The organism is Paraburkholderia lebeckiae, assembly GCF_014201005.1.
In the GTDB taxonomy this organism is placed as follows: Bacteria; Pseudomonadota; Gammaproteobacteria; order Burkholderiales; family Burkholderiaceae; genus Paraburkholderia; species Paraburkholderia tuberum.
Genome location: NZ_JACHDK010000027.1, coordinates 19,002 through 37,246, shown reverse-complemented (window position 1 = coordinate 37,246; position 18,245 = coordinate 19,002). Strand labels below are relative to the sequence as shown.

Below are 18,245 nucleotides of genomic sequence, written 5' to 3'. Positions count from 1 at the left end.
CTGCGGTGTTCAGTGCACTTCGGTGCGCGCCGGCTCTTTCGAAATCGTTCTGCGAACCCGCCGTTGCGTCACCTGCGCCGCTTCGCTGGCATGACGCGGCAAGCCTCCTGACAGCACACGGAAACATGCAGAGCAATGTCCGCCGACATCAGAACGATCGTGGTCAATTACCTGATGCTGAGCCAGCAACCGCTTTAGCAAAGCCGTTGCTTCCTCGCCGAACTGAGCGAGAGCCTGTTGAGTCGATTCCTCGCCGAATATGTCGGTCAGACGCGTGATATCTGCAATCCGGATGCTGACTACGGCCGTTATTTCCGTCATTGAAGACAATCCGTTGTATTCCTTGTTGCTTACTTTTTTCGAAAAATCCACATAGGCCTCTGATCGACGTATCAACATACCGGCTCCTACATGTCGCAAATCAGTCGGCAAGATGACATTCGTGTCATCCAGACCCGCAGCGCGATTTTCCGCGCTTAGCAGCGGCAGCGAATTCAATTGGCGAGATCTGCGCAAAATCGGAAGACGTGCTAACGTCTGCGTCTTCAATAAAGGAAAGATCATGAACGTTACGCAAACCGCCGCAAGCGTGGCCATGCAAGTGATGCAGCAGTCCTCGCAGGGCGTTGCCGCGCATACGCCGCAAAGCGGCGCCCTGGCTCTCGTCGAAGCGGAAGCTGCGAGCGCGCCGCCTGTCAGTACAAACGGCATGGTTGGAAGCATCATCAATACTTTCGCGTGAACGCAGAGCTGGGTTGCGAATCGAGCATGGATGAACCCGGCGCGCTTTTGAGCGAGTAAAAAAGGCGGAACGGAACTTCTCCGGTCGAGTTTCTGGAAAGCTGATCGCGTTCCTCCACATTGCTGCTTAGCGCGTTACTGCGTAGCGCCGAGCTGGCGCAGCGCATCGGCTGCGGCGGTATTGTGTTGCGAGACGGCCATTTGCAGCGCGGTGCCGCCGCGTGCGTCGACATGATTGACGTTCGCCCCGTGCGCCACCAGCACCGAGAGCATATCGAGCCGGCCGAACAGCGCAGCAAACGATAGCGCCGTTTCACCTGCGTTGTTGGTTTGATCGATAGGGCAGCGTGCCCCGAGCAATATTTGCGCAATGTTCGTTTCGCCCTTGAACAGTGCACCCATCAACGCGGTATTGCCGTGCTTGTCGGCGGCGCATGCGTTGGCGTGAGCGGCAAGAAGCGCCCTTAGCGTGTCCGGGTGATTATCGTAGGCGCTAAGAATGAGCGCGGTATATCCCTGAGGCGTTGCGGTTTCGATCGGATAGTGGGCGTCGATCAGAAATTGAACGATATCGGTTCGCCCTTCGCGCGCGGCGGCGAACCAGTCATCGGTGTATGCTCGCGTGTCAACCGTGCCGGAATATGTTGCTGGCCGATAAACGTGCTCCGCACAACTCGCGCTCAGAAGTGCGGCTATCGCTGCCACGGCTGCGTTTCGAACTACTCGCCGCGCAGTAGAGAAACCTCGCATGACGTTCTCCGTCGGAAATCGTATTCAGGCAGACGGGGCCTGCTTGCGCAGGCCCCGTCTGCGTTGCCTACTGGCTTCAGTTATCGCCAAGATGCGACGCCATATCCTGCACACGTGAGAGATCCGCATGCGTGGCGCGTGCGAGGCGGGTACCGTAATCGGAATCAGCCTTGTAGAAGTACGACAGCATCGTGTACTTGTTCGCGTCGTTTGTTACACGGCCCAGATCGCCCGACAATGCCGTGACCAGATCCGCCTTGTTGGCTTCAGACAGCGTCCGGTAGAACTCGCCAGCCTGACGGAAGTCGAGCGTCTTGTGAATCGCCATTTGCTGCGTCGTTCCGCTGAGCGGCGTCTGCACGGACTTATACCTGGCCTGCTGCGAGATCTCCGCGATGCTGGAGGGCTCGTAGTTCACCTCAGCCTTGCGATCGCCGGAATTCATCGAGCCATCCTGATTATTGTTGTACACAGGCACAACAGGACGGTTGATCGGCAAATCGTTGTAGTTCGGTCCCAGGCGATACATCTGCGTGTCGGCGTATGCGAACAGACGACCCTGCAGCATCCGGTCCTCGGAGGGCTCGATGCCCGGCACGAGGCGGGACGGCGCGAATGCCGATTCTTCAGTGGACTGGAAGTAGTTATCCGGAACCCGGTTGAGCGTCATCGTCCCGACCTTCTGCTCAGGGATCGACGACGGCCACACCTTCGTGTCGTCAAGGGGATCGAAGTCGAACTTGTTCAGATCCTTCGGCGAAAGGATCTGAATGTACAGATCCCATTGCGGATACGAATGCGCCTTGACCGAGTTGTACAGATCGTCGGTCATCAGATTCCAGTCGGCGCCGATCGAATGAGGAATATCCTGCGGGCGGATGCCCTCGATGCCTTGACGGCTCTTCCAGTGAAACTTCACGTAGTGAACGTCGCCTTTGGCATTGACGAACTTGAACGCATGCACGCCGAAGCCATCCATGTGACGGTATGAGTCAGGCATTCCCTCGTCGGTGTAGAGGTACGTCAGCATGCTGGTCGCTTCCGGCGTATGGGCGAAGAAGTCGAAGGCCAGATTCGGATCCTGCACGCCCGTCACGGCGGACGGCTTGTTTGCGTGCACGAAGTCCGGAAACTTGATGGCGTCCCGGATGAAGAAGATCGGCCAGTTGATGCCGACGACGTCCCAGTTGCCTTGCTGCGTATAGAACTTCACTGCAAAGCCGCGCGGGTCGCGCGCCTGCTCAGGCGATCCGCGATAGCCCATCACGGTCGAGAAACGCACGAAGACCGGGGTCTTCGTGCCAGGCGTGAACACTTTGGCGGTGGTCAACGCGCTGATATCGGCGGTCGGCGTGAACTCGCCAAAAATACCCGTGCCCCGCGCATGAACGACGCGCTCCGGGATGCGCTCCCGGTCGAAGCGCTGCAGCTTCTCGATCAGATGCGAGTCCTGCAGCAGTACCGGACCTTCAGGACCGGCGGTCAGGGAGTTCTGGTTGTCGCCGACCGGCGAGCCACTATCGCGCGTCATATCTTCAGCGTACACGGGTTGCACAGTGACGATTGCGGAGGCGATGGAAAGAATGCTTGCTGCGATTTGTGTCGTGCGTAATTTCACGTTGTGATCCCAATTCAGGACAGGAGGAAAACCAGGCACATCCTATGATTTGACTTTTCATAGTGCCAATCTATTTTCTCTATTCCTGCAATAGGAGGTCGGTTTCTTTCAAGGCTAAAAGAGGATGATAAAAAATGAAAGCAGCCAAGATTAAATTATGTGGTATGGCTGAATTGGCTTAACAAGGAATACTGCAGAAAGGCATGACAAAGATCGGGTTGCAGGATCTCCAGGAAGGGAGCCTGAGCACGTTCTCGACACTGCTCTTCTTCGGAAACAGTCCGTAAATAGCGGGCTACAGTTCGGCGATAGATAGATCGTGCAAGGCGGGACTGGATCGTCGCGTTGGCCCGCAAAGAATGCGTCGTGAACGTCCAAAAATTGGAAAAACTGTCTTGCTGAAATTGGTAGTAGAGTCCACTGCTCTAATTGGTAAAGTATCTTATCCCAGTGAGCTGGGCCGGTAGAAATTAGCTTGTGATTTTGTCAATTTTTATTGCCGTGGAAAAATCCATTGACTGAATTGACATGAATAAAGATTCAATGTCAAAGAGCCGGATCGGTAATGCGTCGGTCAGGATTCAGTCATGAGTCGTGGTTGAATCCTTACCTGTGGCTTCATCCGTGGAAGCCTTCGCTGCCGAAACCTGCGTCTTCGCCAATGCAGCCGCGCGCGTCTCACCGGTCGGCGATCCCTTCGCCTCCGGAAAGCACCGGGCTGGCATGGTCTGGGCTCGTCGCGGATGGTGTGCGGCCAAGGAACCCAAGCACCATGATCGCGGAGGCGAGCGTGATGGCCACCAGCATATGGAGCAGTACCCGGAACGCGCCGTCGTACGCATGCACGAGTACAGGCGCCCCGAGTGCGGGCAGAAGTGCCGCAGCATGTGCCAGATCGCCGGTGGCCACGCGCTGGGCGGCTTCTGTGACGGCATGAGCCGCCGCGCCGGGAGATCCCGCGAGTGCATCGGCTAGTCGCAAGCGTGTGAGCACCGCCAATATCGCGCTAGCCACCGCGAGGGTCATCCCTTCGCCCGCCACGCGTGTGGTGCTGAAGATACCCGTCGCCATGCCGGCGCGTTCCTTTGGAACAACGCTGACTGACAAGCCGTCCATCAGTCCCCACGGCAGCCCCGCACCGACACCGATCACGAACAGCGGAATCGCAAGGACAGTGGCTGACGCATCAAGTCCGATACCACTGAACCAGAGCATGCCGATGGCCGCGATGACGAGGCCGATCGCCGAGATGACGCCGGCCGACATCCAGCGCGTGAGATGCGCAGCGGTGAGCGGCACGATCAGCATCGGCGCCGAAAGCGAAACCATCATCAAGCCCGCGCCGATCGCGGTATGTCCTTCGATGCCGATGAATCGCGTCGGCAACACAAGCAGCAACGTGACGTAGCAGAATGCGGTCGCAAGCGGGAGTACCTGCACACCGACGAAGCGCGGATAGCGAAACAACGACAGATCGAGCATAGGCCGGGTAACACGACCTTCGATCCAGACGAAGGCGATCACCATGACCGCGGCACCCGCGAACAGTGCCACGATGAGGGGACTGCTCCAGCCGCTCTCCGGCCCTTGCAGCAGGCCGAAGGTGAACAGGGTCAGTGCCGCGGTAAAGCTGATGGCGCCAGGCCAGTCGAGACCATTGGCGTGCGGATCATAGGATTCCCTCAGCTTTGGAACGCCGAGCGCAAAGCCCGTCAAGCCGATAGCCGCATCCGCCAGGAAGAATGAGCGCCAGCCGAATGTTTGCGTAAGAAACCCGGCGAGAAGCGGACCCAGCGCCAGGCCCACGCCGAAAGTCGTGCCGAGCATGCTGAACGCGCGAGCGCGGCCATGCCCGTCGAACTCCTGGGCAAGCGCTGCCGATGATCCGGCCAGCACCAACGCGGCCGCAATGCCCTGCAGCGCGCGCAGAAAGTCGACCCACACGAGGCTCGGCGCGGCGGAGATTCCGAGTGATGTCGCTGCAAAGAGCGCTACCCCGACGGCGAATACACGTTTTCGTCCGAGCAGATCCGCGAGCGCCCCGGCGACCATCAGACTGCTGCCGAAGCTCAGCATGAACGCGTTCAGGATCCAGTTGATTGCCACTGGACTGCCTCCCAGCGCGGTGCCGATAGTCGGCGCCGACACCGCCGCACCGCCGAAATTCAGCGGCAGCACAAGCACCGCGATACAAACGCCCGCGAGGATCAGCGCCTGTTGCGAGGTGCTGCGAGCGACTGAGCTGTCCGCTGCTGGCGCCGCGTGGGGCGAGGCGGCTTGTGAACTCGTACATGGCGTACCCGGGTTATTCTGCACGGACTCTCTCTCTGTTTAACTTAGGCCAGTCGCCATTAACGCGCTCGATACAATTTCCGCACTACCGCGATGCGGCTCCCGTATGGCCGCTAACCTCGCAGCCGGCGTCCGGTTCGAGGCCGATAAAGTACAGCACGGAGATCAGTACCAGCACCGCGACAAGCAGAAACGCGACCCGGAAATCGGCAAGCGAAAGCTGCGCGTGGCCGCCATGTATCAGGACTGCGGCATGCAGCGCGATCGCACCGAATGCGATGCCGAGACCGATGGTCATCTGCTGGACCATGCTGAAAAACGTGCTCGCCGAACTCATCCGCGCTGGCGGTACGTCCGCGAATGCGAGCGTGTTGATGCTGGTGAACTGCATCGATCGGCATAGCCCGCCGACCAGCAGCACCAGCATGATCAGCGCGCGCGGCGTGTCCGGCGAGAGCAGGGCGCACAGCGCGATGGTGGCGGCAGTGAGCAGGCCATTGACGATCATTACCTTGCGAAAACCGAAGCGCTTGAGGATGGGCGTGGTGACGGTCTTCATGGCCAGATTGCCGGCCGCGTAAGCGAGCACCAGCAAACCGGCGGCGAACGCATTCAGCCCGAAACCGAGCTGGAAGAACAGCGGCAACAGGAAGGGCGAAACGCTGACCGAGACGACATACAACGAACCGCCATCGAGGGTCGCGCGAAAGGTCGGGATTCGCCACGGCGCGAGATCGATCAGCGGATGTTCGGCACGCCGGAAATGCCGTACCGCGAAGGCTGCGGCGAGCACGCCACCGGTCAGCGCCGCGGCCGCGATGTGCCAGTCGCCATGCAGTTGCCCGACGAGTTCCATGCCGTACATGAGGCAGGTTAGCGCGACTCCGCTAAGCACGAATCCGGGCAAATCGAACGGACGACGGCTGGATTCGCGGTGGTTCGGAATGAACGTGGCGGTGAGCGCCAGGCCCAGCAGGCCGATCGGTACGTTCAGCAGAAAGATCCAGCGCCAGCTGAAATAGGTCGAGATAAAGCCGCCCAACGCTGGACCCAGCACCGGTGCGGCCAACCCGGGCCAGGTAATGTAGGCGATCGAGCGCATCAGGTGACGCTTCTCCGTGCTGCGCAGCACGGCGAGCCGGCCGACCGGCACCATCATGGCACCGCCGAGTCCCTGCAGGATCCGCGCGGCCGTGAATTCGACGAGACCGTTGCTGAGCCCGCAAAGTATCGACGCGCCGGTGAACACGACGATAGCGCTACCGAACACGGAGCGTTGCCCAAAGCGATCCGCCACCCAGCCGCTGATCGGGATGAAAACCGCGAGCGCGAGCAGATAGGCGGTCATGCCGATACTCAGCCTCACGGGCGTGACGCCGAACGTGGCGGCCATGTGGGGCAGCGCTGTCGCAATCACCGTAGCGTCCAGGTTCTCCATGAAATAGGCACTGGCGACGATCAACGCGATGATGACCGATTGACGGCTTGACAAAGACATGAGCGGAAAACCGGAACGGGTTGAGTGAAAGGCCCGCAAACGCCCTGGCGCGGGGGGTGGCCAATGCCGGCGGTCATAGATGAAGCGCTCGCTTCGCGATGACCCGAGATAGTGCACGGCTGGACCGGGAGCATGGCGACACCGGTTCATGCCTCAGGACGATGTACTCTATCAAATCATAAGTCGTCATGTGAAGACGTGTTTGAAAAACCCCTAAACATAGTAGTGGCACCACTTTGATGCACGGCCTGCACGCTGGACCGACAACGAACCTCTCAATTTGAAATGTAGTCGTCAATTGACGATTTAATTTATCGGCGATATCCTCGTTTCCGAAGCGATGACTGAAGCGGTAGCTATCCCACGGGGTGAACAGCGCCGCGCACGCGGCTGGAGCGACTCATGAGCAGCGTCAAGCGAAGCGGGAATGGCCGTCGTCGATTGCCTCGCTTATCGGCGGGCGGGGGCTGTCGCGGGTTGCCTGCCATCGCCCGGAATCGCAGCCTGAGTGCGCAGGCGCAACGCGTATGAAGCCCACCGCATTTTCGTATCACCGGCCGAGCACGCTCGACGACGCGCTGTCGCTTCTTGCTCTTCACGGTTTTGACGCCAAGCTGATCGCCGGAGGACAAAGCCTCGCGCCGATGATGAATATGCGCTTCGCGCAACCGGCGCATCTGGTCGATCTGAATGCGCTGCCTCAACTCAAGGGCATCACGCTCGAACCCGATACGCTGGCGATCGGCGCAATGACGCGCCATCACGAACTGGCCACCAGCAGCACCGTGCGCGCTGCTTGCCCGCTACTGGCTCAAGCGGCGGCGACGATCGGACATTACGCGATCCGACAGCGCGGGACGCTCGGCGGCAGTCTCGCGCATGCTGACCCCGCGGCGCAATTGCCGCTCATTGCGAGCACGCTAGGCGCACGCATCGAGATTGTCGGGTCGGCAGGCAGCCGGGAGGTGTCGGCGGCACAGTTTCTGATCGCGGTGATGACCACCGATCTGGCGGTCGACGAAATCATTCGCACGGTGCGCTTTCCGACGGCGTTGCCCGGCGAGCGGCATGCCTTCGAAGCATTTAGCCGACGGCACGGCGATTTCGCGATCGCGGCTTGCGCTGTCACCGCGGTGCTCGCGGGCGACAGGTTCGCGTTGTTGCGGATCGGCGTAGGCGGTGTGGCAGACGTGCCGCTGGTGCTTGACGACCTCGCTGCGGGTTTCGTCGGCGAAACGGCCGATACGCCGAGCGTCCGCAGGATTGCCCAGGCAGTCGCAAACGCCGTCGAGGTGCACGATCAGCCAGGCATCAGCGCCGCGTATCGGCGCGATCTCGTCAAGGCGCTCCTCGCGCGAGCATTGCAGCGGATAACCGCTGGCGTTACGCAACCCGATTAGGCCGTTCATGGAAAAGACAGCAATTTATCTGAGTGTGAACGGTGCGCGCCATGAAGTGCATTGCGAGCCTCGCAAGCTATTGTCCGATGTGCTGCGCGAAGATTGCCGGCTGACGGGCACGCATGTTGGATGCGAGCACGGTGTGTGCGGCGCATGCACCGTGTTGATCGATGGCCGGCCAGCACGCTCATGTCTGGCTTACGCCGTGCAGATGGATGAAGCGCAGATCACGACCATCGAGGCGGTCGCGCAAGACGGTCGTCTGTCGCCGCTCCAGCAGGCGCTGCATGAGTGCCACGGTCTGCAGTGCGGCTTCTGCACGCCCGGCATCGTCATGACATTTGAAGCGTACCTGCGCGAGAACCCGCGGCCATCCGAGGCCCAGGTGCGCGAGGTGCTGTCGGGCAATCTGTGCCGCTGTACCGGATATCAGAACATCGTGCGGGCGATCCTGCTCGCGGCCGAGCGGATGCGCGCGGAGACGGTCGATGTCTGAGCAGACGTTTCGTTACCTCAACAAAGCGACGCCTCGCACTGAAGACTATCGGCTGCTGACAGGCTACGGACGGTATCTCGACGACATCGAGATACCCGGTGCCCTTCACGTGTGCTTTGTTCGCTCGCCGCACGCGCATGCGCGGATCGTCTCCATCGATATTCACGGCGCCGCCGCGATGCCCGGCGTCGTATCCGTCATCACGGGCGTGGAACTCGCGCAGTGGACTACACCGTTGCGTGTCGCACCACCCGTCGAAGGACTGAAGCCCGTCGAGTTTGCGACGATGCCAGTGGACATAGTGCGTTTTCAGGGCGATCTGGTGGCTTGCGTCGTCGCGACGGATCGGTACCTCGCTGAAGACGCCGCCGAGCAGGTGCTCGTCGAGTTCGAGCCGCTGCCCGTGGTGACAGACATGTGGCAGGCGCTGGACCCCAACGCCGCGCAAGTCGACCCGGCCGTGCCAGGCAACCTGGTCTCGCACCAGACCTACGTGCATGGCGCTCCTGAGCGCGCCAACAGCCGGGCCTTCCGGATAGTCGAGGCGACCTTCCAGCAGCAGCGCCAGACTCATGTGCCGATCGAAACCCGCGGCTGTGCGGCGGTCTGGGACGCCGGACGGGACCACTTGACGTTCCATATCGGAACCCAGGTGCCCCATCCTTTGCGCACTCAACTGGCGCAGCGCCTCGAGCTCGACGAGTCCCAGGTGACCGTGATTTCGCCCGATGTCGGCGGAGCGTTCGGACAGAAAATCGCCTTGTACCGCGAAGAGTTGACCGTTGCTGCGCTGGCTCGCCATTTGAAGCGGCCCGTGCGCTGGCGTGAGGATCGCCTCGAGAACCTGACGGCCGCCGCCAATTCGCGTGAGGACTTCTGCCGCACCCGCGCAGCGGTCGATGAGCGCGGCACGCTGCTCGCTCTCGACCTCGAACTCCGCGAAGACTTTGGCGCCTATTGCTTCTTTCCTGCCAACTATCTGGCGCGCGTCGTTGCGATGATCCTGAGCGGACCGTACCGGCTGCAGGACTATGCGTTCGATGTGAAGGTCGTGCTCAGCCATAAATGTGGCAATGCACCGATGCGCGCGCCGATGTCCATCACCAGCTGGGTGATGGACGGCACGCTGGATGCAATCGCGCGGGAACTGGCACTCGACCCGGTCGAGGTACGCCGTCGCAACCTGTTGAGTCCGGCAGAACTGCCGTACCGCACTGCTACGGGAGAATGTCTGGACGACATCACGCCGACCCAGACGTTCGAGGCCTTGCTGTCGGCGCTCGACTACGCGGGCTTTCGCGAGCGCCAGCAGGCGGCGCGCGCAACTGGCCATTACCTGGGGCTTGGCCTGTGCAACGTGGTGGAACCGACCACGTATGGTTCGCGCTTCTATAAGGCCGCGGGAATTCCCGGTTCGGGGCACGAAGCAAGCTGGATCCGTATCGAACCAGGCGGGGTGGTGAACGCGTCGGTCGGTCTCGGGCCCAGCGGCCAGGGCTACGAAAGCGCGATGGCCAATGCGGTGGCGGAGGGCCTGGGCGTGCCGCCGTCGAGCGTGCGCATTCATATGGGCCACACCGATATCGCGCCATACGGTATGGGCAGTCGTGGCGCGCGCAGCGGCACGGCAGGCGGCGGCGCGCTTTACCTGTGCGCACTCGACGCACGCCGCAAGGTGCTCGCGATCGCCGCCGGTTGCCTTGGTTTGCCTGACGAGCAGTCGCTGCGCCTGATCGACGCGAGAATCGAGCGTCGTCGCGCGGACGAGTGGATCGACACGGGTTTGACGCTCGCCGACGTCGCCCGCCGTGCGTATCTGGATCCCACCGCGTTGCCGCAAGGTCTGACGCCGGGCCTCGAATTTCACCTGACTTACGACCCTCCGGCCATGACCTATTCGAATGCGGCTCATGGATGCGAGATCGAGGTGGACGTCTTGACCGGCGCAATCCGCATCGCGCGTTACGTCGTCGCGGAAGACTGCGGCACGCTGCTCAATCCCACCGTGGTGGAAGGGCAGCAGCATGGCGCCGTGGCGATGGGACTGTCCGGCGCGCTGTTCGAGCATATGCGTTACGACGACTCAGGACAGAACGTGACCGGCTCACTCGCCGACTACCTGATCGCCACTTCAACTGAATTGCCCAACCTCGAGATCATCCCGCTGCATACGCCTGGCAAGTCGACGGCGGCCGGCATCAAGGGGATGGCCGAAGGCGGGGTGATGGGAGCGATCGGCGCATTGACCAACGCGGTCAACGATGCGCTTGCGCCATTTGGCGTCGTCGCCGGCCGTCATCCACTGACTCCCATGCTATTGCGCGACTTGCTGCGCGACAAACTCTGAACGGACCAACCATCATGAATCAATCTACAGGCAAACCCGCGATTGGCTTTATCGGCCTTGGCATCATGGGTTGCTCGATGGCCTCGCGGCTCGCCGCCGCCGGCTATCCGCTGCACGTCTATAACCGTACGCGTGCGAAGGCTGAGCCGCTCATCGAAGCCGGCGCGAGCTGGCAAGCGACCCCGCGGGCGCTCGCCGAAGTATCGGACGTCGTGTTCACGATTGTCGGCACACCCGAGGACGTCCGCGCACTCTATCTGGGCGACGGTGGTCTGATCGCGCATGCGCGGCGCGATGCGGTGCTGGTCGACATGACGACGTCGAGTCCAAAACTGGCTGAAGAGTTGGCCGCGCTCGCCGCTGAGCGCGGGGTGCACATGCTGGATGCGCCGGTATCGGGCGGCGACATCGGTGCGCGCGAAGGGCGCCTGTCGATCATGGTCGGCGGCGCAAGCGCTGTGCTCGCACGCGTGGAACCGATGTTGCGCTGCCTCGGCACCAACATCGTCCTGCAAGGCGGCCCGGGTGCGGGTCAGCACACGAAGCTGTGCAATCAGATCGTCATTGCGTCGACGATGATGGGCGTGTGCGAAGGGCTCGCCTATGCGCACAGCGCCGGCCTGGATGCCAACACCGTATTGAGCGCGATTGGCGGGGGCGCGGCGGGTGGATTCCAGCTGAACAACCTGGGGCCACGCATTGCCAAGGGCGATTTTGCGCCCGGTTTCTTCATCGAGCACTTCATCAAGGACATGCGGATTGCGCACGAGGAAGCAGGAAGCATGGGACGTGAATTGCCGGGTCTGGAACTGGTGCGCGTAATGTACCAGGAGTTGGCCGAGCGGGGCTGCGCGCGCAACGGCACGCAGGCGCTGTTCAAACTCTACGAGCGCTGAGCGGCGGCGATGAAGCTGACAGATCAAACCATCCTGCCCGTGCCCCCTGAAGCCGCATGGCGTGCATTGAACGACCCCCTCGTACTCGAAGCATGTCTGCCCGGCTGCAAAGCGCTGAAGAGGCTCGACGACCTGCATTTCGAATCGACCGTGCAGATTCGCGTCGGCCCGATGTCGGCGACCTTCAAAAGCAACGTCGAATTGTCGGATCTCGATCCGCCCCGGACCTATACGATTGCCGGTATGGGCAGTGCGGGTGCGCTGGGCTTTGCCAAAGTCACTGCGCGCCTGCAACTTGAAGCGCAAGGCGATACGACCGTACTGGTGTACGACGCTGACGTCGAAATTGGCGGGAAGCTGATGAGCGTGGGCTCGCGCCTGATCGAGTCCGCCGCGAGCAAGAATCTCGACGAGTTCTTCAGCGCGCTGAAGGCGCACGTCGAGAGCCACGCGGTCTGACGGCGCCGTGCTGTGAGAGAGTACCGATCGACACGGAGGGAATCATGCTGGTAGAAATGCGTACGTATCAGATAACGGCAGGAAAGGCAGGCGAGTTCCTGGACATCTACGAGCGCGAAGGGCTCGGCATCATCAGTCAGTACGCCCGCCTCAAGGGTTGCTGGACGAAGGACTCAGGCACGTTGAACTCGATCGTGTTCTGCTGGGGCTACGAAGACTACGCGCATCGGGCCGCGCAGCGCGCGAAACTCGCAGCCGATCCACGCTGGCAAGCTTTCACGCCGCGCATCCTGCCGTATCTCGTCCATCAGGAATCGGTGTTTCTGTCGCCAGTGCCGTTTTGCCCAATGGACTGAGGCGAGTGACGAATTTCCCGGCCGCGCGACCTATCGACGTACCTGTCGTTTGGCGGTCTGCTTGTGAGGTGGCGGGCTGACGTTTTATGGCGAATCAGAAAGGACTATTGATGACACACTTTACTTTCACTCCCGGAGCCGTCGCCGTCGTGACAGGCGGCGCTGCCGGCATTGGACTCGCTGCTGCGAAGCGGTTCGCGCAGTTCGGGCTTCGCGTGTGCATTGCGGATCTGGGTGAGGACCGCCTGGCGCACGCGAAGCAGGCGATTGCCAGCGTGGCTGCTGAAGGCGCGAAGGAGGTACTGGCCGTCGAGACGGACGTCAGCCGCATCGAAGACCTGGTCCGGCTCGAAGCAGCCGTTCGGGATCGCTTCGGCGGCACGGATATCCTCATGAACAATGCGGGGATTCAACCGGGTAGCGCCATGTTCGGCGCGGCCGCTAACTGGGAGCGGGTGCTCGACGTCAACCTGTGGGGTGTCATTCGTGGCACTCAGACCTTCGTACCCGCGATGATCGCGCGCGGACGCCCGGGCCTCGTCATTAACACCGGTTCGAAGCAGGGCATCACGACGCCGCCCGGCGACCCGGCTTATAACGTCTCCAAGGCCGGCCTGAAGGCGTTTACCGAAGCACTGCAGCACGAGTTGCGCAATACGCCAGGCTGCCGGATCAGCGCGCATTTGCTGATCCCTGGCTTTGTGTTCACGGAGCTTACCGCTCAAGGTCGTACCGAGAAACCGGCCGCTGCCTGGACGCCCGAGCAGACTGTCGATTTCATGTTCGAGCGACTGGGTGCCGGCGATTTCTACATTCTGTGCCCCGACAACGATGTGCCTCGCTCCCTCGACGAGCGACGCATCCTTTGGGCTGCGGGAGACATTGTAGAGAATCGCCCGGCGCTATCGCGTTGGCATCCGGACTACGAGCAGGCGTTCGCAGCGTATATCCAGAAGAACGACTGATTTGCCCGCCCCGCAAATCGTAAGTGGAAGATTGGAGATGGTAGAGATTCCAAGGTGGCGACAGAGCGAAACCTATCCCGATCCGTCGGTGGAGGTCCTCGATCCGCGCTTTCTGAAATATCGCATCACCAATGCCGCAGTGGAGCGCCTTGCGACTGGAATGCGCTTTGGTGAAGGGCCCGTGTGGTTCGGCGACGGCCGCTACCTTCTATGGAGCGATATTCCGAACAACCGCATCATGCGATGGGATGAAGAAACCGGTGCGGTTGCGGTGTTTCGCAGGCCGTCGGGTTTCGCCAACGGCAACACGCGTGACCGCCAGGGGCGGTTGATCACCTGCGAGCATGGCAACCGCCGGGTGACGCGCACCGAGTACAACGGCATCCTGACCATTCTCATGGACCGTTTCGACGGCAAGCGGCTCAACTCGCCCAATGACGTCGTGGTCAAGAGCGACGACAGCATCTGGTTCACTGACCCGACCTTTGGAATTCTGAGTGATTACGGGGGTGTCAGGGGGGAGTCCGAACTGCCAACCCAGGTCTACCGCCTGGACCCGCGCTCCGGCGAAGCAGAGATCGTCGCTGGCGACATCGCCAATCCGAACGGCCTTTGTTTTTCGCCGGATGAAAGCCGCCTCTACATTGTCGAGTCCGGATCCACGCCAAGACGCATCCGGGCGTACGACGTCGAGGATGGCCGACGCCTCGTCAACGGCCGCATCTTTGTCGACGGCGGCGAGCACGGCGCGCCGGATGGCTTCCGCTGCGACACCGACGGCAACCTGTGGGCCGGCTGGGGTACAGGACCGACGTTGAACGGCGTGATGGTGTTCGCACCGGACGGCGAGGCCATCGGCCGCATCGCGCTGCCTGAACGCTGTGCGAACCTGTGCTTTGGCGGCGCGGCGCACAACCGCCTGTTCATGGCCGCCGGCCAGTCGCTCTACGCGCTTTACGTGGATGCCAAGGCGGCCGTCCCAACCTGAACCAGTGTTGAGGCAGCCAGCTTCAGCGTTGCGACTGCCCTCGATGCTCATCGACGACGAATGGCGTCCACTTGCGATGCCCGTGACCACCTCGTCAATCAAGAATCTGTTCGATCTGCCGCCCCATTACAACGTTTACTCCGCGCTCGATTGAAACGCTCGGTGTTTGTTGTCGGTCGCTGTCATGGTCTTGTCATTCCGGTCGGGTGAAATGAATTCGCAGTCGTGCATGGTAGAGCGCGGGCCGTGATGAACCCATTACGGGCGTGCTCGCGGAATCGGCGGGTTGGATCTTTCCCTAAACATCTAGACGTTTAGACGAAAACACCACTAGCCAGCGCTTTCTGGGCCGGCAGGAAACGCCCATGAAGCACGAGCGCCGAGATCGCAAACGCAACAGCACGACTCATCGCTTCGAATCACAACTAACGCTGCGTCGTACAGCAGCACGCTAAAACGGACACACGTACGGAGCATGTCGATGCTGATCAGGAACGCTCGCGTCGTCACGCGGGACGAGGAATTTACGGGAACCTTGCGGATTGAAAACGGCTTCATCGTCGACCTTGAACGGGGCACGACGTCGGCGGCCGAAGCCGAAGACTGGAACGGTGACTATCTGTTGCCGGGCCTGGTCGAACTACACACAGACAATCTGGAGAAGCATCTGGCGCCGCGGCCGGGCGTGAGATGGAATATCGACGCGGCGTTTGTGATTCATGACGCACAGGTGGCCGCGGCGGGCATCACAACCGTATTCGATTCGCTCAGGATCGGCGCGCGTTCGGATGTCGACATGCACAGCCGGGATCTTCAGACGCAGTGCGTGGAGGCACTCGCGCGCCTGTCCGCGTGCGAGTTGCTGCGTGCCGAGCATTTCCTCCACCTGCGCTGCGAAATCGCCGCCCCCGACGTCGTGAATGTATTCGATTCACTGTGCACGCATCCATTGCTGCGGCTCGCTTCGGTGATGGATCACACGCCGGGCCAGCGCCAATGGCACGATCGGGATCAATGGCGTCGCTGGCAGGAACGGCACGGCAAATTGACCGACGAACACTTCGCCGCAGTGATTGCTGACCTTTCAGACGGACAGGAACGTTTCGCCGACCGGCACCGTCGCGAGATTGTTGCGCGCTGCATGGAGCTCGGCGTTCCGGTGGCGAGCCACGACGACACCGTAATCGAGCATGTTGAACAGGCAGCGGCCGAAGGCATCGTCCTGGCGGAATTCCCCACCACCCGCATCGCCGCGCAAGCCGCGCGCGAACACGGCATCGCAACGATTATGGGCGCGCCCAACGTCGTAAGAGGCGGATCGCACTCGGGCAACGTCTCGGCAATCGAACTTGCGCAAGCCGGACTGCTCGACATCCTGTCCTCTGACTACGTGCCTTCGAGCCTGTTGACCGCCGCTTTCGAACTGGTCGGCAAGGCCGGCTGGACGCTGCCGCGCGCGATGGCAACGGTATCCGCGGAACCCGCACGCGCAGTGGGGTTGGACGACCGCGGCGCCATCGCCCCCGGTTTGCGTGCCGACTTTGTGCGCGTGCGGATGCACGATGCGCTGCCTGTGCCTCGCGCGACATATCGGGCGGGCGAGCGCATTGTCTGATGCCCGGAACAAAGCAATCCGTTGTTGAGTCGCCTGGTCTGTATGAAACATAAATTGAGGAAAATATGAAGGTCTCCAAATTTTTATCTGCAGCAGCTCTGGCCGTGAGTTTAGTCTCCGTTACCGCACATGCAGCGGGTACGTGTCCGAACGATGGCGTGGTTCGCTTTGGTGTCGAACCTTACGAATCGGCTCAGCGCATGCTGCCGGTCTATACGGATCTCGCCAGGATGATCGGCGACAAGCTCGGCTGCACGGTGCAACTCTACGTCGCGACCAGCTATAACGCCGAGATCGAGGCAATGCGCAACAACAAGCTCGAATTCGGCGAATTCGGTCCCCTCGGCTACGTGCTCGCGCACCAGGTCGCGCACGCTGAAGCCGTCGCCACGTTCGCCGGCGAGCAGGGCAAGCCGGCCACTTACTACGCCTCCATCGTCACGTGGCCCGGCTCGGGCATCAAGACGCTGGGCGACACCAAGGGTCGCTCGTTCGCTTACGCCGATCCGGCGTCGACGTCCGGCCATCTGTTTCCCGCCTTCGGTCTGAGCAAGAACGGCATCGATCCGGACAAGGGCGTAAAAGCGGTCTACGCGGGCAGCCACACGGCGTCGTTCGAGGCGCTGCGCAACCACAAGGTCGAAGCGGGGGAGCTGAACAGCGAAGAAATCGCCAGCGCCAAGCTACACAACGAATTCGATCCTGCGGCTTACGTGACGCTGTGGCGATCGGAACCGATTCCGCTCGACCCGCTGGCCGTGCGCGGCGACTTGCCGGCGGATTTCAAGGCCCGTCTGGCCAGTGTGCTGAGTTCGCTCGATCTACGCCAATTGCCGGAAGCCGATCAGAAGTTCCTGGCATCGAACCAGAACCCGGAGCTGAAGACGGTGCCGCAAACGGACGCCGCTTATAACCAGATCCGCGATCTGGTTTCGACTCTTCACATCGACCTGGCAAAACTGTGAGCACTCTGTCCAGCACCTCGGGTGGCGTCCCGATAGATTCGGCGAGCCGGTTTTCAGCCGGCGCGTCGAGCCTACCCGGAACAGCACTCCATACGACGCGTGGGCCCGGCGTAAAGCTGGCTGTCCGTGATCTGACGATGCGTTACGCAAATGGCCACACTGCGCTGCGCGGCATGAATGTGTCGGTCCGCGCCGGTGAGCTGGTCGTGGTGCTGGGCAGCAATGGCAGCGGCAAGTCGACCTTCATGAAGTGCGTGGTCGGACTGAATCGGCCGACCGCCGGGTCGGTCGAGGTGGCTGGGCGCGATCTCGCCGCACTGTCCGGCAAAGCTTTGCGTGAGGCGCGTCTGCCGCTTGCGTTGATCTCGCAGAACGCCAATCTCGTGAAGCGGCGTAGCGTGCTGGCGAACGTCTGCTGCGGCGCGCTCGGCCGACACCGGACGCTGGCAACCGCGCTGGGTCGGGTACCTCGCGAGGAGATCGATCCGGCGTTGTCCTATCTGGACGAGGTCGGCTTGCTGCATCTGGCGCGCCAGCGCGCCGGCACGCTTTCGGGCGGACAGGCGCAGCGCGTGGCGGTGGCCCGTGCGCTGGCCCAACGTCCTCACGTCTTGCTCGCCGACGAGCCGGTCGCCAGTCTGGACCCCGAAGCGGCTGACGAAGTCATGCGGCTGCTGCGCCGCCTCGCCGACGACGACGGTCTCGCGGTGGTGTGCGTACTGCACCAGCCCGAACTGGCGACGCGATATGCCGACCGACTGATCGGTCTGCGCGGCGGCCTGCTTGAATTCGATCGGACGGCGTCGGCCGTCTCCCGTCAACAGATCGCGAGCCTTTATTTGGCCGAGGCGTCATGAGC

17 protein-coding genes are annotated in these 18,245 nt (G+C 61.6%); 12 read left to right on the top strand and 5 right to left on the bottom strand.

The genetic code is table 11. The features are described 5' to 3' along the window. Nucleotides 1-9: 9 nt before the first annotated feature. Nucleotides 10-564 (bottom strand): hypothetical protein, encoded by a 555-nt coding sequence (locus HDG39_RS30445; protein WP_184011375.1) that lies wholly within the window; start codon nucleotides 562-564, stop codon nucleotides 10-12. Here HDG39_RS30445 and HDG39_RS30440 point away from each other — a divergent pair. Continuing rightward, on the top strand, nucleotides 563-742 hold the full coding sequence (locus HDG39_RS30440; protein WP_018422838.1) for a hypothetical protein: 180 nt from the start codon (nucleotides 563-565) through the stop codon (nucleotides 740-742). The genes HDG39_RS30445 and HDG39_RS30440 overlap by 2 nt on opposite strands. A gap of 134 nt (nucleotides 743-876) precedes the next feature. Here the strand turns inward: HDG39_RS30440 and HDG39_RS30435 are convergent, their stop codons facing one another. From HDG39_RS30435 to HDG39_RS30420, 4 genes are all read right to left on the bottom strand, one after another. Further along, nucleotides 877-1,491, bottom strand: a complete 615-nt coding sequence (locus HDG39_RS30435; RefSeq protein ID WP_221305919.1) for an ankyrin repeat domain-containing protein — start codon at nucleotides 1,489-1,491, stop codon at nucleotides 877-879. Between the two features lie 76 nt (nucleotides 1,492-1,567). Then, nucleotides 1,568-3,022, bottom strand: coding sequence for a catalase (locus HDG39_RS30430; RefSeq protein ID WP_184011373.1), 1,455 nt, complete (start codon nucleotides 3,020-3,022; stop codon nucleotides 1,568-1,570). Between the two features lie 765 nt (nucleotides 3,023-3,787). Next, nucleotides 3,788-5,320, bottom strand: a complete 1,533-nt coding sequence (locus HDG39_RS30425) for an MFS transporter (protein ID WP_221305921.1) — start codon at nucleotides 5,318-5,320, stop codon at nucleotides 3,788-3,790. A gap of 166 nt (nucleotides 5,321-5,486) precedes the next feature. After that, nucleotides 5,487-6,899: a DHA2 family efflux MFS transporter permease subunit gene (locus HDG39_RS30420; RefSeq protein ID WP_184011371.1), complete on the bottom strand. Its 1,413-nt coding sequence runs from the start codon at nucleotides 6,897-6,899 to the stop codon at nucleotides 5,487-5,489. A 527-nt stretch (nucleotides 6,900-7,426) separates the two neighbouring features. Here HDG39_RS30420 and HDG39_RS30415 point away from each other — a divergent pair. The 11 genes from HDG39_RS30415 to HDG39_RS30365 all read left to right on the top strand — a co-directional run bounded on the left by HDG39_RS30415 (nucleotide 7,427) and on the right by HDG39_RS30365 (nucleotide 18,243). After that, complete coding sequence (locus HDG39_RS30415; protein ID WP_184011369.1) at nucleotides 7,427-8,299, top strand: FAD binding domain-containing protein; 873 nt, start codon at nucleotides 7,427-7,429, stop codon at nucleotides 8,297-8,299. A gap of 7 nt (nucleotides 8,300-8,306) precedes the next feature. Further along, nucleotides 8,307-8,795, top strand: a complete 489-nt coding sequence (locus HDG39_RS30410; RefSeq protein ID WP_184011367.1) for a (2Fe-2S)-binding protein — start codon at nucleotides 8,307-8,309, stop codon at nucleotides 8,793-8,795. Next, complete coding sequence (locus HDG39_RS30405; RefSeq protein ID WP_184011365.1) at nucleotides 8,788-11,142, top strand: xanthine dehydrogenase family protein molybdopterin-binding subunit; 2,355 nt, start codon at nucleotides 8,788-8,790, stop codon at nucleotides 11,140-11,142. Before HDG39_RS30410 ends, HDG39_RS30405 begins: the two co-directional genes overlap by 8 nt. A 14-nt stretch (nucleotides 11,143-11,156) precedes the next feature. After that, complete coding sequence (locus tag HDG39_RS30400; protein ID WP_184011363.1) at nucleotides 11,157-12,038, top strand: NAD(P)-dependent oxidoreductase; 882 nt, start codon at nucleotides 11,157-11,159, stop codon at nucleotides 12,036-12,038. A gap of 9 nt (nucleotides 12,039-12,047) precedes the next feature. Continuing rightward, nucleotides 12,048-12,497: an SRPBCC family protein gene (locus HDG39_RS30395; RefSeq protein WP_184011361.1), complete on the top strand. Its 450-nt coding sequence runs from the start codon at nucleotides 12,048-12,050 to the stop codon at nucleotides 12,495-12,497. 44 nt (nucleotides 12,498-12,541) lie between these two features. Continuing rightward, on the top strand, nucleotides 12,542-12,853 hold the full coding sequence (locus HDG39_RS30390; protein WP_026226227.1) for an NIPSNAP family protein: 312 nt from the start codon (nucleotides 12,542-12,544) through the stop codon (nucleotides 12,851-12,853). A gap of 110 nt (nucleotides 12,854-12,963) precedes the next feature. Beyond that, the gene (locus tag HDG39_RS30385) at nucleotides 12,964-13,818 is read left to right on the top strand and encodes an SDR family NAD(P)-dependent oxidoreductase (protein WP_184011359.1); all 855 of its coding nucleotides are present in this window, start codon (nucleotides 12,964-12,966) and stop codon (nucleotides 13,816-13,818) included. Nucleotides 13,819-13,855: 37 nt separating this feature from the next. Then, entirely contained in the window at nucleotides 13,856-14,806 is a 951-nt protein-coding gene (locus HDG39_RS30380) for an SMP-30/gluconolactonase/LRE family protein (protein ID WP_184011357.1), read from the top strand. A gap of 481 nt (nucleotides 14,807-15,287) precedes the next feature. Beyond that, nucleotides 15,288-16,421 (top strand): alpha-D-ribose 1-methylphosphonate 5-triphosphate diphosphatase, encoded by a 1,134-nt coding sequence (locus HDG39_RS30375; RefSeq protein WP_184011355.1) that lies wholly within the window; start codon nucleotides 15,288-15,290, stop codon nucleotides 16,419-16,421. 65 nt (nucleotides 16,422-16,486) lie between these two features. Next, nucleotides 16,487-17,386: a phosphate/phosphite/phosphonate ABC transporter substrate-binding protein gene (locus HDG39_RS30370; protein ID WP_184011352.1), complete on the top strand. Its 900-nt coding sequence runs from the start codon at nucleotides 16,487-16,489 to the stop codon at nucleotides 17,384-17,386. Nucleotides 17,387-17,559: 173 nt separating this feature from the next. Continuing rightward, a complete protein-coding gene (locus HDG39_RS30365; RefSeq protein ID WP_239499177.1) occupies nucleotides 17,560-18,243 on the top strand; it encodes a phosphonate ABC transporter ATP-binding protein in 684 nt (227 codons plus the stop codon). Nucleotides 18,244-18,245 lie beyond the last annotated feature (2 nt).

Coding starts and splice junctions, on each gene's coding strand:
- HDG39_RS30410 (WP_184011367.1), top strand. CDS start 8,307: ATGGAAAAGACAGCAATTTATCTGAGTGTGAACGGTGCGCGCCATGAA.
- HDG39_RS30370 (WP_184011352.1), top strand. CDS start 16,487: ATGAAGGTCTCCAAATTTTTATCTGCAGCAGCTCTGGCCGTGAGTTTA.
- HDG39_RS30445 (WP_184011375.1), bottom strand. CDS start 564: ATGATCTTTCCTTTATTGAAGACGCAGACGTTAGCACGTCTTCCGATT.
- HDG39_RS30430 (WP_184011373.1), bottom strand. CDS start 3,022: ATGACGCGCGATAGTGGCTCGCCGGTCGGCGACAACCAGAACTCCCTG.
- HDG39_RS30365 (WP_239499177.1), top strand. CDS start 17,560: ATGAATGTGTCGGTCCGCGCCGGTGAGCTGGTCGTGGTGCTGGGCAGC.
- HDG39_RS30385 (WP_184011359.1), top strand. CDS start 12,964: ATGACACACTTTACTTTCACTCCCGGAGCCGTCGCCGTCGTGACAGGC.
- HDG39_RS30400 (WP_184011363.1), top strand. CDS start 11,157: ATGAATCAATCTACAGGCAAACCCGCGATTGGCTTTATCGGCCTTGGC.
- HDG39_RS30380 (WP_184011357.1), top strand. CDS start 13,856: ATGGTAGAGATTCCAAGGTGGCGACAGAGCGAAACCTATCCCGATCCG.
- HDG39_RS30435 (WP_221305919.1), bottom strand. CDS start 1,491: ATGCGAGGTTTCTCTACTGCGCGGCGAGTAGTTCGAAACGCAGCCGTG.
- HDG39_RS30405 (WP_184011365.1), top strand. CDS start 8,788: ATGTCTGAGCAGACGTTTCGTTACCTCAACAAAGCGACGCCTCGCACT.
- HDG39_RS30395 (WP_184011361.1), top strand. CDS start 12,048: ATGAAGCTGACAGATCAAACCATCCTGCCCGTGCCCCCTGAAGCCGCA.
- HDG39_RS30420 (WP_184011371.1), bottom strand. CDS start 6,899: ATGTCTTTGTCAAGCCGTCAATCGGTCATCATCGCGTTGATCGTCGCC.
- HDG39_RS30390 (WP_026226227.1), top strand. CDS start 12,542: ATGCTGGTAGAAATGCGTACGTATCAGATAACGGCAGGAAAGGCAGGC.
- HDG39_RS30375 (WP_184011355.1), top strand. CDS start 15,288: ATGCTGATCAGGAACGCTCGCGTCGTCACGCGGGACGAGGAATTTACG.
- HDG39_RS30415 (WP_184011369.1), top strand. CDS start 7,427: ATGAAGCCCACCGCATTTTCGTATCACCGGCCGAGCACGCTCGACGAC.
- HDG39_RS30440 (WP_018422838.1), top strand. CDS start 563: ATGAACGTTACGCAAACCGCCGCAAGCGTGGCCATGCAAGTGATGCAG.